Annotated in this window: 13 protein-coding genes, 1 tRNA gene and 2 pseudogenes; 6 read left to right on the forward strand and 10 right to left on the reverse strand. The window is 33.6% G+C overall.

Going from position 1 to position 13,015, the window contains the following annotated elements; translation table 11 throughout:
* Positions 1–3 precede the first annotated feature (3 nt).
* Positions 4–981, reverse strand: a complete 978-nt coding sequence (locus ACH8JV_RS14815) for an SIS domain-containing protein (RefSeq protein ID WP_396522110.1) — start codon at positions 979–981, stop codon at positions 4–6.
* 214 nt (positions 982–1,195) lie between these two features.
* Between ACH8JV_RS14815 and cysS the strand changes: the two genes are divergently transcribed.
* Entirely contained in the window at positions 1,196–2,617 is a 1,422-nt protein-coding gene (cysS, locus tag ACH8JV_RS14820) for a cysteine--tRNA ligase (RefSeq protein WP_396522112.1), read from the forward strand.
* 63 nt (positions 2,618–2,680) lie between these two features.
* Positions 2,681–2,756: transfer RNA gene (locus ACH8JV_RS14825), tRNA-Gly, on the forward strand.
* Between the two features lie 173 nt (positions 2,757–2,929).
* Here the strand turns inward: ACH8JV_RS14825 and ACH8JV_RS14830 are convergent.
* A complete protein-coding gene (locus ACH8JV_RS14830; protein WP_000735767.1) occupies positions 2,930–3,283 on the reverse strand; it encodes a lysozyme inhibitor LprI family protein in 354 nt (117 codons plus the stop codon).
* Between the two features lie 112 nt (positions 3,284–3,395).
* On the opposite strand from ACH8JV_RS14830, the pseudogene ACH8JV_RS14835 reads away from it, so the two are divergent.
* The 4 genes and pseudogenes from ACH8JV_RS14835 to ACH8JV_RS14850 form a co-directional block, all read left to right on the forward strand.
* Positions 3,396–3,575: pseudogene (locus tag ACH8JV_RS14835) on the forward strand (hypothetical protein); the annotation flags it as partial.
* A 198-nt stretch (positions 3,576–3,773) separates the two neighbouring features.
* Positions 3,774–5,024 carry a hypothetical protein gene (locus ACH8JV_RS14840; RefSeq protein WP_396522114.1) on the forward strand — a complete coding sequence of 417 codons (1,251 nt, stop codon included), beginning with the start codon at positions 3,774–3,776 and terminating at the stop codon, positions 5,022–5,024.
* A gap of 11 nt (positions 5,025–5,035) precedes the next feature.
* Positions 5,036–5,212: a hypothetical protein gene (locus ACH8JV_RS14845; protein ID WP_396522116.1), complete on the forward strand. Its 177-nt coding sequence runs from the start codon at positions 5,036–5,038 to the stop codon at positions 5,210–5,212.
* A 297-nt stretch (positions 5,213–5,509) separates the two neighbouring features.
* Positions 5,510–5,665 carry an integrase gene (locus tag ACH8JV_RS14850; RefSeq protein WP_396522118.1) on the forward strand — a complete coding sequence of 52 codons (156 nt, stop codon included), beginning with the start codon at positions 5,510–5,512 and terminating at the stop codon, positions 5,663–5,665.
* Positions 5,666–5,934: 269 nt separating this feature from the next.
* On the opposite strand, the gene ACH8JV_RS14855 is transcribed toward ACH8JV_RS14850, so the two are convergent.
* From ACH8JV_RS14855 to ACH8JV_RS14890, 8 genes and pseudogenes are all read right to left on the reverse strand, one after another.
* Entirely contained in the window at positions 5,935–6,564 is a 630-nt protein-coding gene (locus ACH8JV_RS14855; protein ID WP_396464298.1) for a hypothetical protein, read from the reverse strand.
* 382 nt (positions 6,565–6,946) lie between these two features.
* Entirely contained in the window at positions 6,947–7,540 is a 594-nt protein-coding gene (locus ACH8JV_RS14860) for a DUF4142 domain-containing protein (protein WP_396522120.1), read from the reverse strand.
* Between the two features lie 556 nt (positions 7,541–8,096).
* A pseudogene (locus tag ACH8JV_RS14865) lies at positions 8,097–8,240 on the reverse strand (putative peptidoglycan-binding domain-containing protein); the annotation flags it as partial.
* Positions 8,241–9,059: 819 nt separating this feature from the next.
* On the reverse strand, positions 9,060–9,824 hold the full coding sequence (locus ACH8JV_RS14870; protein ID WP_289738387.1) for a hypothetical protein: 765 nt from the start codon (positions 9,822–9,824) through the stop codon (positions 9,060–9,062).
* 341 nt (positions 9,825–10,165) lie between these two features.
* On the reverse strand, positions 10,166–10,489 hold the full coding sequence (locus ACH8JV_RS14875; protein WP_396522122.1) for a hypothetical protein: 324 nt from the start codon (positions 10,487–10,489) through the stop codon (positions 10,166–10,168).
* Between the two features lie 85 nt (positions 10,490–10,574).
* Positions 10,575–11,681, reverse strand: a complete 1,107-nt coding sequence (locus ACH8JV_RS14880; RefSeq protein WP_396522124.1) for a minor capsid protein — start codon at positions 11,679–11,681, stop codon at positions 10,575–10,577.
* A gap of 95 nt (positions 11,682–11,776) precedes the next feature.
* Positions 11,777–12,121 (reverse strand): hypothetical protein, encoded by a 345-nt coding sequence (locus ACH8JV_RS14885; protein WP_032012057.1) that lies wholly within the window; start codon positions 12,119–12,121, stop codon positions 11,777–11,779.
* A gap of 282 nt (positions 12,122–12,403) precedes the next feature.
* Complete coding sequence (locus ACH8JV_RS14890) at positions 12,404–12,862, reverse strand: hypothetical protein (RefSeq protein WP_396522127.1); 459 nt, start codon at positions 12,860–12,862, stop codon at positions 12,404–12,406.
* Positions 12,863–13,015: the final 153 nt, after the last annotated feature.

Consider the following 13,015-nt stretch of genomic DNA (forward strand, 5'->3'; position numbering starts at 1 on the left):
GGATTAATTCACCCCTGCCTGAATAAGATCATGCATACTAATTACACCAATCACCTTATTTTGGTCGTCGACCACCACAAACTGACTGATTTTTTTCTGGTTAAGTTGTTGTAACGCTTCTACAGCACGTGCTTCTTGAGAAATAGTTGACGGTTTTTTTGTCATTACTTCAGACACAGTTAAATTCACATCAAACCCTTGCTGTTTATCGATGAGACGACGTAAGTCCCCATCTGTAAAAATACCCAGCAAGTGGTCTTGTTCATCAACAATTGTCGTTAAACCTAAACGCTTATTTGAAATCTCATAAAGCACTTGATTCATTGGAGTCTCAGGTGAAACTTTTGGTAACTCTTCACCTGTATGCATTAAATGTTTTACATGTAGAAGTAAACGCTTACCTAATGCACCTGCCGGATGCGAACGCGCAAAGTCATCAGCAGTAAAACCACGTGCTTCAAGTAAGGCTACCGCTAAAGCATCGCCTAGAACCAAAGTCGCTGTCGTACTTGAAGTTGGTGCCAAGCCTAAAGGACAAGCCTCATCTGACTCACCTAAGGTTAAAGCGATATCAGCATTTTGCGGCATTGGGCCTTTATCATCACGGCTAATGGTAATCATCGGTACGCCAAGATGTTTAATCAGCGGCATCAGCATCATGATTTCATCGCTTTTTCCTGAGTTGGAAATTGCAATAAGTACATCACCGCGAACTAGCATGCCTAAATCGCCATGGCCTGCTTCACCAGGATGCATAAAGAAAGATGGCGTACCCGTAGAGGCAAATGTTGCCGCCATTTTTCGACCAATATGCCCAGATTTACCCATACCTGTAATCACAACACGACCTTTACACTGCAACAGTACTTCGCAAGCACGGTTAAAACGGTCATCAATTTGTGTTGCTAATACATCTATGGCTTGTTGCTCAATACGCAATGTAGCTAATGCACTGCTTTGGAAATCTGTAGGATTAGGCATACGAGTTTGACTCAAAATAATTGATCTGATCTCTCAATTGAGATCGGTGATTTTAATCAAAAGATTTGGGGGCATTCTAGCATAACTCAATCAGTTACACGTTTTTAAATGTATAAGATTTCACAAGCTTATAAAATTAATGCATAAAACTTTTTTAAAAATGATGCATCAGTTATGATGTAACACTATTTTTGTTGAGTGTTTGAAAACCCTTATGCAACCGTTTGTTTTATATAACTCTGAGCAACGAAAAAAAGTTGAATTTGTACCTCGCAAAGAAGGTCACATCGATATGTACGTCTGCGGTATGACCGTTTACGACTACTGTCATATCGGGCATGCTCGAGTTATGGTTGCATTTGACTACATTATCCGTTTCTTGCGTAGTCAAGGCTGGAAAGTTCGCTACATTCGCAACATTACCGACATTGACGACAAAATCATCAAACGCGCGAATGAAAATGGTGAAATGATTCAACAACTCACCACTCGTTTCATCGACGCTATGAATGAAGATGCAGCAAATTTAGGCTGTTTAGCTCCTGATGAAGCACCTAAAGCGACTGAATATATTGATCAGATGCAAAATATGATTGGTAATCTGGTTAATAACGGTTCTGCTTACCCTGCTTCAAACGGTGATGTTTATTTTGAAGTCACCAAATTTGAAAAGTATGGTCGCCTCTCTGGCCGTAAGCTTGATGATATGCAAGCTGGCGCAAGTGAGCGTGTTGATGTAGAAGTTGAAAAGAAACATCCTTTTGACTTTGTGCTTTGGAAACATGCAAAAGAAAATGAACCGTCTTGGGCATCCCCTTGGGGTAATGGTCGTCCAGGTTGGCACATTGAATGTTCTGCAATGTCGACTTGCTGCTTAGGCAATCACTTTGACATTCATGGTGGCGGTTCAGATTTAATGTTCCCTCACCATGAAAATGAAATCGCGCAAAGTGAGGCCTCAACTGGTGAACAATATGTAAACTACTGGATGCATGTTGGCTTTATTAACGTTGATGGCGAAAAGATGTCTAAGTCTTTAGGCAACTTCTTTACGATTCGTGACGTGATGGAGAAGTTCCATCCTGAAGTGATCCGCTACTTTATTGTGTCTTCACATTATCGTAGTCCTGTGAATTTCTCTGATGTAGCGCTTAAAGAAGCAAAAACTTCTTTAACTCGTTTCTATCATTCATTTAAAGCTTATCAACAAGTGTATGGTCAAACGACAACTGAAACGCTTGATCAAAGTTTTATTGAACGCTTTAACAATGCAATGTGTGATGACTTCAACACTGCTGAAGCAATGGCGGTATTGTTTGAACTCAACAAAGAGTTAAACCGTGCTGTAAAAGAAGAGCAAGCTGACCATGCGACTGTGCTTTATTCGACATTACGTCACCTCACCAATATTTTAGGTTTGGTACAACACAATGTAGATGATTTCTTAAAATCAGATATTGGACAAGAAGCGCTTGCTTTGTCTGATGCTGAAATTGAAGATTTTATTCAACAACGTGTTGATGCGAAAAAAGCTAAAGACTTTGCGAAAGCAGATGCTATTCGTCAATCTTTACTCGACCAAGGCGTAGTTCTTGAAGACACTCGTCAAGGTACAGTTTGGCGTCGTGCTGATTAAACGCTCAATTAGATCACAAGAGTGTTGACACTTTAATGAAACACTCTATAATGTGCTCACATTGCGGGAATAGCTCAGTTGGTAGAGCATAACCTTGCCAAGGTTGGGGTCGCGAGTTCGAGTCTCGTTTCCCGCTCCAAGATTTAAAAACCACTTAATTCGAAAGGATTAGGTGGTTTTTTTATTGTCTGGTAGTTATTTGCTTTGATTAATTAGACTATTCAACTAACCTATACTTTAAGTATTAAAAAACCCGCTAAAAGGCAGGTTTAAAATTAAATATTTAAAACACCGTAATTTTTAAAACCTATTTTAAAGATCTAAACTTTTAAGCTCATTAAGACGTTCTTTAGTTTTATCAGCTTCACAACTTAAAATAATTAAATGTGAACCTGCTCCCATTGCTTGAGATCCATAATACCCCATCAAACCAGAACATTGCTTTGTACGATAATCAAGCCAAGCCTTTTGGGAATTTTCCAAACTGGCTTTCCCTTCACTATCCAAGTTTGAAGCTAATTTATTGTATATCTTATTCATTTTAGCTTTATCAGTTTTTAACTGTTTTTCAAAGCATTCAATATCAGAATAAACATTGCCAGTTTTACATTCTGCGTGAGCAACCCCACAAAATAACACTAACAATGTAAGCATTAATTTCTTCATTTATATAATACCTTTCACATTTCTAACTATTTGAATCATTAGGTTTTTAATTATGACATGAAACAACTTTTATTCGTACCAGAGGTTTTAATTATTTAGCTACGTCATTTCAGTTACTGCAGCATGGTTAATTGATCGCTATAACCTGTCTCGTAAATTGATTATTGATGAGCTTCGTCCATTCAATAAAGGGACTGATGGCAAGCATCTTTACGATTCAAATGAAGTTATTCCTATCCTTGAAAATTTAAATAGGCAAAGACAGCAGAGGCAGTCGAGACGGAAGAATTAAGTTTCATGTATATACTTGTCTTCATTTCCTTTAAAAATAAATGAAGGAATAAAAAATGTATTTATAGTTTTAAATATTAATTATATTTACAATTTAAGTTATTATTGTATAGAATTCGCTTAATAAGCAAAGGTTTACAATTAATAAACTCATTCAAAAAATATACTTTTGTATATATAATTTCAGGATCTAAATTTCATGACCGCAGAAATCGTAATTATAAATCAACATGGGGTTGCTATGGCAGCCGATAGTGCCGTAACTATTGGCAACCAAAAAATTATTAATAGTGCTATTAAATTATTTTCACTATCTAGAACTGAGCCAGTAGGTATTATGATTTATGGTTCAGCAAACTTACTCACAATTCCTTGGGAAACTTTGATTAAGCTTTATAGAAAAAACAATACTTCTCAATTAAATAATTTAAAAAATTATGGTGAAGGTTTTATTGATTATTTAAATTCACAACTTCACTTATATAGTGATGAACAACAGAATCATTGGGCTGAATCCAGAATTAGAGATATTTATAATTATATTATTGAGCAAATAAGACGTGAATTAACGGAGCTACAAACTAAAGGAGCTTCAATTGATGATTCAGTAATTAATACGCATACGGAATCTATTATTTTAGAATATTTAGGGGTATTACAAGATAATATTCAAATTTTTCAAGGCGAAATTGACCAAGCAGTAATTGACAGAATCAATACTATTTCTGCCCCTTTAATTGAAATGATATTTCCTTTTACTTCCTCTAAACCTTCAATTAGAGATTCTTTAGCACGTGTGGCTCAATTATCAATTTTTAATTGTTCTCCTATAAATTCCTCAGGGATAGTGATTGCTGGATTTGGAGAACTAGATATTTTCCCTTCTGTTATTACTTATGAAATTTACGGTGTATTTAATAATCAACTTTTATACAGAATTAGAGAAGATAAAACAATAATTAATGAAAACTCACGTTACATGAGATCTGATATTATTCCATATGCTCAAGAAGATGTTGTGAGATCTTTTCTAGATGGGATTCATCCTGAATTATATAAATATGCTATGGATTTTACTGAAAAAACAATACAGCAAACTTTGGCCGACCCTTTACTTGAATTTAAAAATCCTATTGATATCAAAGTTTTATCCAAAGCATGTGCTGATTCTTTAAAACAAGAAATTGAACGTTATATGACTAGTAATCTTCTTTCACCTATGTTAGATATGATAACAGCTTTACCGAAAGATGAACTTGCTGGAATGGCTGAGGCATTAGTCAATATGACCGCATTCAGAAGAAAAATGGCTTTTTCCAGTATGGAGACCGTAGGAGGACCAGTCGATGTAGCAGTTATATCCAAAGGTGATGGATTAGTGTGGGTGAAAAGAAAGCACTATTTCCCTGGTGAACTGAATACACACTTCTTCGAAAATTATTTTAAATAGAGGTAATAAAAATGGAAAAAATATATCAATCAAATAAAAACTTAAAGACAAATGCTAATCATCATTGCGTAACTCTTGAAGATTATAGACAAACTAAGGATTCAAGAAATATGGCCGATACACAAGCAGGAGTATACTCAAAATTAATTATCCAAAAAATTAATCAATCTAGTTGTCAAAAACATTAAATTCTAGAAAAAAGGAAGTCTCTTATAAAGGGCTTCCTTTTTTCACATATAATAATTGTAAAAAATTATTCGACACCATTTCGGCACCATTAAAATATAACCTATTGTTATTTAATATTTATTATAACCTTGCCAAGGTTGGGGTCGCGAGTTCGAGTCTCGTTTCCCGCTCCAAAATTCAAAAACCACTTAATTCGAAAGAATTAGGTGGTTTTTTATTATCTATTGGTTGGCTTTGACTACTCAAAACAATCAAAATTCGCATTAAAAAACGCTTTATATTTCCATTGCAGTACCATGAAATTTGGAGTGTTATTATGCAAGCCGGTTAAGCGCGGAGACACGTGGCGCATCACTGTCCGTTATTTAGGCAAACGTTATACAGCTACTCGAGATACTGCGAGTGAGTGTGAACAATGGGCCGCTAAAAAATTATTAGAATTACAATCTTAACAGGCTAATCCTGAGTCTGAAAAAATCCATATCTCCTTCTATGCCCTTTTTGAACAGTACTATCAAGAAGAAGGCAGAAAAATGAAGAGTGCCCGCTTAATTGTTCAAATACTTAAATGCCTAAAGAAGAAAGAATAATGAAAATATAATTAATATTTTATGATTAAACCCATCATTAAGTTTTTATTGATATTGAAATTAAAAATTAGCTTAAAAGTATATTATCGCAAGTCTCCCCCCATTGAGGAGACTTCTAAGTATTAAATGAATTAAGGATGAATTTTTTTCAATCCATCTTCTACAGCAAATTTAGCTTCCTCCCACTGTAAACGTGAACTGCCTTTAACTTGTTCCCATTTAGTTTTCAATTTAGATTCAACCTCGGAAAAATTAATTTCTGCATTATTATCTACACGATTTTCATAACCTAAACGATAAGCCACCCGATAATCACGATCATATTCTAGATTCTTGTCTTCAGTATAATATGGCATTTTTTTATAGTTTTCTCGCCAATAATTATCTTCTTCTTGCCAAGAATTACTATCATCTTTTTGATTATTTGTTTGAGCTATATCATTACCTGCTATTCCCCCTACTACACCACCAATAATCCCTCCAACAACAGCACCTGGAGGCCCCCCAACAACACCGAATGCAGCACCTATAGCCGCTCCTCCCAAGGTTCCTGCACTTACAGCTGCCAAATCTTCTCCCCCTTCATTCATATCAGGTACATGATTGTCATTGGTCGGTGGTGAGTTTAAATCTGGACGAGCATTATCATTTGTGGATGAAGTATCTTGTATTGGTTTGCTATTTAATACATTACTATTGGAAGATGGCTCTTTTTGAGTCGTATGATTACCATCTGTATTTGATTGTTTTGTATTTACCATTTTCTTACTCCCTATATTTTAAAATCTAGTGTCTTTCAAAAGAGCTAGAATATTAAAAGAACTTTTGAAATATGCTTGACAATTATTATTATAATTCACCTTTAGGTTAGTTATGTTTCATAAATACCCCTATTAAGTAAGAAGATGTTATTAATTAAAGAAATTATTTCTCATTAATAAAAATTCTTATTCAAATAGTCTTCACAATTATATAATCCTTTACTCCATAATCATTATATTTCACTAGATTAAACATTACCCATAATATTCTATTTTACACTACCCTGCAGGAAATTATGATTTTATGTATATGCAATTTAAAAAACCTAGTTAATTAATACTAGGCTTTTTAAATGCATTTTTAAAAGATAATAATTATATATTATTTCATATTTTTAAATATATCTTCAGCTGCTTTTAGGTGTTTCGCAACAGCATCACGTGTTTGTACGAGCATATTTTTTAATTCAGAACTTTTCGTGTTTGGTATTAACTGCTTATCAATTATCGTCAAAACTTTACGGTGAACTTTAACTTGACTCATCATATAATTTTTATCAGTATCTGATGTTATTTGATTAAGCTTACTAACAATTTTATCACTATCATTTTGCAATGATTTACTAAGATTACTGGTTTGTGAAATCAACTGTAACCGACTTGCCAACGCTTGTGCATTTTTTTCATTGGCTGAATGTTCTTTAATCATCATTTCAGCATATTTCTTAGCTTCATCTATTTTTAGTTTTGGTAATGCAGTTTTTGCCTGCTTAATTTCACCATTATTAGCTGTACTTAATATCTGGAAAATTTGACTATCAGTCAAATTTTCATGGTTTTCATTTAATATTTTAGAGTGATTCTTCCCATCATTTATAGTTTGTTGATTCGCTGCCATAATATCAAATGCACTGAAGCTTAAAACACTACTAATTGCGATACAGCTAATAATTTTCTTCGTTAAAATAGCTTTCATACCAATATCCTTTAACTTAATTCATGAGTATTTCTACCTATGGGTAGCTCTTTCACATTTCCAATCTATATCCCTACTTATAAATTCAAGGTTGGGGTTATTTATTATTTCAATCAACCATATTTATACCGCTCGTTGAATATTCTTCGCAGAGGGTAAATAGCTTATTTAAAGTAGATGATATAAATTTAATAATGAATCATGCACCTGTATCCAATCTTATTAATGTAAATATAAAATATATATAATTTTAAAAAACATTAACTTAAAAACAATTTTTATTTTTATTTTTACGAAAATAACAATAAAGCTCGTTACATTAACTTATAGATACTAAAGCTAAAATTAAATATATTTAAAGAAAATTTAAACCAATTTAACTTATTCGCCCATTTATAAAAAAGCGTTCTCCTAAAGACTTTAATTCACACACTGCACACAAACAGTGACATGCACTTTTGTAGATATCGTATGAGCTGTGCAACCTGAAAACAGGATACACAGAACTGTAATCAATGAAGCCAATCTAGTTCGCTTGCAATTGAAGACTTTCATGTTAGCCGATCCGGTTAGTAATCCAGCCATAAAAGAATTGTTCCTGCGTGGGATTTCGCTCACAAATTTTGATGTAACGTTGGTCTTGCATGATATTAAGAACCCGAACTAATACCTTCTCTCCTTCTTTACAGCGCTTAGCCAGTGTTAGCGAAAAGGCTTACTATCCTTAATTCCATCTACTCTCATGCTGAGTTATCTACTCCTTCATTTATTATTGACTCTCCACGACAACAAGATATTGATTCTGATAATTATCATAATATGCTTAATATTTTAATTAGTAATACACCTGACGATGTACAGTTAATTATTGCGGCAGTGCAAAATAACTTTATTGAGCATTAAAGGAAACTTTGAAGAAATTAACCTCGAATCAACACTTTTAACTGTAGAAGAGTATGAACTTGCTAATTTCTTAATCTTATATAGTTAAATAATTTGACCTTAACTTATACACAACAAAAAGCCCTCTGAAATTCCGAGGGCTTTTTATAACTAAGAGATAAGTAAGAAATAAAGTTCTATCTTCCAACCTAAGCTAGCCATTTCCCCCTAACACTCACATATTTTTAGCTAATTCTTTTGCCAAACATTGTTCATGCCAAGCGGTTTGAAAATTCTCGACAGCTTTTGACTTAATGAGAGGGTCTTCAAATAACTTTGAAGAATATGCAGATTTGATAAGCTATTGATAAAGTTGTTTGGCTTGTTGCTCTTCAAGATAATCTGCTATACCTCACCTTCTTTATTGACTCAATTTCATATATACTGCGCTTAGTATGAGATGAGCCTTATATAGTTCATTGCTAGATCAATGAATGACTAAGCCCTTAGCTTTCGAGCAAGGGCTTTTTTACGTCAAAAATAAAGTGTTAACAAGATTTCATTTAACCTTTTGCACTCAAATAAAAAAAAGACCACATCACCCAACAGAATAATGTGGTCTTTTTTAAGAATTAAATTAATGTGCTGTCTCTGCTGCTCTAGGTTTAAAGACCATTAAACAAACCACAATAAAAGCAAATAAAACAAAAGACGCCGTAAATCTACTTAGCTCTAATCCACCATGTGCAATAGGTTTATCGAGAAAATCACCTAAAACTGCCCCGAGTGGTCGAGTAAGAACAAAGGCCAACCAGAATAATAATGTTCTTGAGATTTTGGTATAAAAATAACAGATCGCTAATACCAACAATAAAGTACCAAAAATTAAAGCAGCGCTCGTATACCCTAACCCTTGAGTATCAGCCGTCCAATCGCCTAATGCTGTCCCTAATGTTTGAGAGAACATAATGGTTAGCCAATAGAAGACTTCACTTTTAGCAGATTGAATACTTTTTACCGAAATTGTGCCACAGCTTAAATACCAGACAAACAGAGAGAGGCCTAATAAAATAAGTAATATTAAACTTCCCCCTGCATAGCCCACGCCTAAAGTCCGATCCACAAAATCAGCAATTGTGGTTCCCAATGTAGTCGTAGCAATAATGGTCGCCCAATAAAAAAATGAATTATATTGCTTGGCTTTAATTTGCAGACCAACAAAAACTGCAAATATCACTGCGAAAATTGCTGTACTAATTACATATCCCAAATTAAGGGACATAGAGAGCGCATCACCAGCAGTCTCCCCTAAGGTTGTAGCAGCAATTTTAATGATCCAGAACAGTAATGTGACTTCTGGAACTTTACTTAAACTTTTAGATAAACTTTCATGATTTATCATTGTATGTTCTCCAAACATACTTAACGATTAGCCGATATCTAAAAGCCCCAGCCTTAAGCTTAAATTAAGAGTAAAAATAAACTACAAAGTTTCTCTATAATGCATACTTTTAGTTGTTAAATGACAAGGTTAGTCTTTAATTTGTTATAGATATTTTGTTATGTAGAATCTTTTCATCATGATGTCATAAACGTTAAATCCGTTTTGCAATACTAAAGCTTGGAACTTATTTTTATAACATCTAACCTCATCTATGTTTTCGCCAGCAGTAGATTTATTTTTATTGTATTAACTAAACAAAAAAACCTACTTCATGAGTAGGTTCGATTTACATGTATAGCTCAGCCTACAGAACTTTTCGTTAAACATTTTTCATGCCAAGTGGTTTGAAAGTCTTCAACAGCTTTTGTCTTGGTTAAAGGGTCTTCAAACAATTTTGAGGAATATGCTGTATCAATGAGTTGTTGGTAAAGCTGCTTTGCCTCTGCTTCTTCAAGATGGCTAGCAATCTCTTGTAGTTCAGTCACTGGCACATCATGTTGTCTTGCATCCATAACTCCCTTTGCCGCATTTTCCACAAGATGACAATAATGCATTTGCATAGTTTCAGATGCTGCATAACATGGAAGAGTAACAGCGCTCATAAAGAGGAATATAAATTTCATAGTCTCACCTTAATTTCACGCGCAAGGGTAACAAGCTCTCCTTTAAAAATTAAGTTGCAAAAGGTTAATTTTGGTCTCTACCAAGCTACAGCCCAAGTATTTTAAAGGTTCGCTCATCGAGTTCCCTCAACTCATCCAGAGTGTAAAGCCGCCCCTTTGGATCAAAGAATTTATCAAAATCAAATTGTCCTTCTTTATATAATTTATAGCGTTTGGGACCTAACCATTCTTTTTGAAAAAAATTATCGGTCAATTTGAAAAACTCTTTGAAGGAAATATTTGCATCTATTTGACCCATTAATTGAGCCCGCTCATCTTTAGGAATGTCTCGCACTCTCCTTTCATCCATAATAAAAGATCGATTCCCAATAAGCCTGCCGTCCTTACTTACCGGTACCAGAATACTCCGGCAATTGGGATGCAAAGGTGGAACCCTTTTCGCTGGGTCATTCAATTTCCAAATTGAACCATCAATTGCAGCACAAGTTTTAGATGTCCTTCCATCTAGAACACTCACAAATCTGACATATTCAAAATTAAATTTTTTAAAGTTATATAAATAAACCTGATTTGAAATATGGCTCCGTAGGGTTCTGACAATACGTTCAATATCAATTTTGGTACCGTTGAGCAATCCATCTTCATACTTAAGACGTTTCGTACCAGTAATACGTCTAATAATTTGCTGAGGTGTCATGCCTGTATTCATTCCATCTCGAATAGCATATTCAATTCTTTGACGGGCATTCTCACTAATTTGAGCTAAGGATTCATCAACTAAGGCACCACCAGCCAATGGAACTCGTTTTATCAATTTATAGAGGTGCTCTCCCTCTAAATCTTTAATGACTTTACCAAATAGCTTAGCCATATAATTTGACTCATAAACAGCCAAACTAGTTGCCGAATGAGCAAACATTTCTGGTAGAACATCGCTCATTGAATTAAACCAATCAGAAATAACAAGTTGGATATTTTTAAGGTGACGAGTTGTGTATTCGCCACCTGCAAGAGCAGCCCTTTCAGTCTGGTTAAGCTCTTTTATTAAATCAGCCAAACGATCAAGCATAACGAGTGTTTCATCGTTAAAAAATCTAAAAAGCTCATTTACCGATCTTGAGGATGCTCGATAAAGATAGGCTTGATGTTGTGTAAAGATATCAAAAAGCGATTTTTCCGTAATATTCTTCATGAAAGTTACCTCTAAAAGGTGCACTTTTTGTTCTTTTTATATCGCTAATTTATAGAAACTTATTTAAGGTTTTAGGGAACTAAAAATTTATAGCGCTAATTAAACTGATAGTTTTGTTTTATGAATTTCTTCTGCACGCTAATATTTCCAATAAAATTAGCCAGCCATAAAATAAATTCATCTCGATACTCAAAGCGTGGAAGTAGACTTACGTCAACTTTTATCTCTCTTTCAGAAAGAGGCTTACTTAGACATTCTTCAAAATCAATTTTGCTATATTTTAACTTTAAATTGATTTGTTCAGCTTCTTTTCTAATTTCCGCCATAACCCTATTGAGATTTGTCACAGGGTTATCCGTAATCTGATACTTTTCATAAATATTTGCGTAAACATTTTCAGCAATATCTAAATATTTAATGAGTTCAGCATTCTCATTCATCTCGTCATCTTCCTATTTTTTTGAAAATTATGTACGAGTAAATGTTTCTATACGTAATTTAAGCGTATTTTTATGTGAAAAATATTTTAATAAAAATAACAATATAATCTTTAACTTACTATTTTTTAAATCATTATTATTTCTTTATAGAACATTTCCATATTTTCTGACATTTTTAATTTAGATAATTAAGATTTCTAAAGCAAAAAAACCGCCCCAGAAGGCGGTAGCTGAATTTGATCAGCGAGATATAGAAGTATGGTGGATGAATACTTCTATATTTTATGAGGATATTTTATTGTTTTTAATATAGTCCTCAGATTTAAAGTAATTAATGATCATCTCTGCATTTTCTTCTTTAGCTGGTTCAGCAGCAACAGGAATCTCGGCTTTATCAATTCTAAAGCCTTTCGGAATATAGTTTGAAATTGGAGGCAACTTTTCTTTACCTCCAATTGTCATTCGCTCAATGAAACCAGCAAGCCATAAAATAAACTCACCTTCATTTTGAAACTTTGGCATCAGACTTAAATCAATATGAACTGACTTTTCTTTATTAAATTGATTTAAGCATTCTTCAAAATTTATAAAATTGTACTTCAGTTTGAACTCAGTACCTTTAATTGCTTTACGAATTAAGCTAATTAAACAGTTTAAATTTTGAATGGTGTCTTCTGTAAATAAATTGTCTTTTTTAATTTCCTTGTATACTTTATCTGCTATAACTAAATACTTTGGCATTTCTTCCTCCTCAATATTCTTATAAACAATTGAAAATAAAAAAATTCATAGTTTGATTATGAAGAATTAATTGTAATGGAGTGAAAACAAATTTGATTTCAATGTAAAAATTATCTGTATTATGTAAAATGGCACCAAAATGAACCACAAAAA

The organism is Acinetobacter sp. ABJ_C5_2, assembly GCF_044538485.1.
Lineage (GTDB): Bacteria > Pseudomonadota > Gammaproteobacteria > Pseudomonadales > Moraxellaceae > Acinetobacter > Acinetobacter nosocomialis_A.

Excerpts from the sequence above, each read along its gene's own strand:
- ACH8JV_RS14815 (WP_396522110.1), bottom strand. The coding sequence starts at position 981 with ATGCCTAATCCTACAGATTTCCAAAGCAGTGCATTAGCTACATTGCGT.
- cysS (WP_396522112.1), top strand. The coding sequence starts at position 1,196 with ATGCAACCGTTTGTTTTATATAACTCTGAGCAACGAAAAAAAGTTGAA.
- ACH8JV_RS14830 (WP_000735767.1), bottom strand. The coding sequence starts at position 3,283 with ATGAAGAAATTAATGCTTACATTGTTAGTGTTATTTTGTGGGGTTGCT.
- ACH8JV_RS14840 (WP_396522114.1), top strand. The coding sequence starts at position 3,774 with ATGACCGCAGAAATCGTAATTATAAATCAACATGGGGTTGCTATGGCA.
- ACH8JV_RS14845 (WP_396522116.1), top strand. The coding sequence starts at position 5,036 with ATGGAAAAAATATATCAATCAAATAAAAACTTAAAGACAAATGCTAAT.
- ACH8JV_RS14850 (WP_396522118.1), top strand. The coding sequence starts at position 5,510 with ATGAAATTTGGAGTGTTATTATGCAAGCCGGTTAAGCGCGGAGACACG.
- ACH8JV_RS14855 (WP_396464298.1), bottom strand. The coding sequence starts at position 6,564 with ATGGTAAATACAAAACAATCAAATACAGATGGTAATCATACGACTCAA.
- ACH8JV_RS14860 (WP_396522120.1), bottom strand. The coding sequence starts at position 7,540 with ATGAAAGCTATTTTAACGAAGAAAATTATTAGCTGTATCGCAATTAGT.
- ACH8JV_RS14870 (WP_289738387.1), bottom strand. The coding sequence starts at position 9,824 with ATGATAAATCATGAAAGTTTATCTAAAAGTTTAAGTAAAGTTCCAGAA.
- ACH8JV_RS14875 (WP_396522122.1), bottom strand. The coding sequence starts at position 10,489 with ATGAAATTTATATTCCTCTTTATGAGCGCTGTTACTCTTCCATGTTAT.
- ACH8JV_RS14880 (WP_396522124.1), bottom strand. The coding sequence starts at position 11,681 with ATGAAGAATATTACGGAAAAATCGCTTTTTGATATCTTTACACAACAT.
- ACH8JV_RS14885 (WP_032012057.1), bottom strand. The coding sequence starts at position 12,121 with ATGAATGAGAATGCTGAACTCATTAAATATTTAGATATTGCTGAAAAT.
- ACH8JV_RS14890 (WP_396522127.1), bottom strand. The coding sequence starts at position 12,862 with ATGCCAAAGTATTTAGTTATAGCAGATAAAGTATACAAGGAAATTAAA.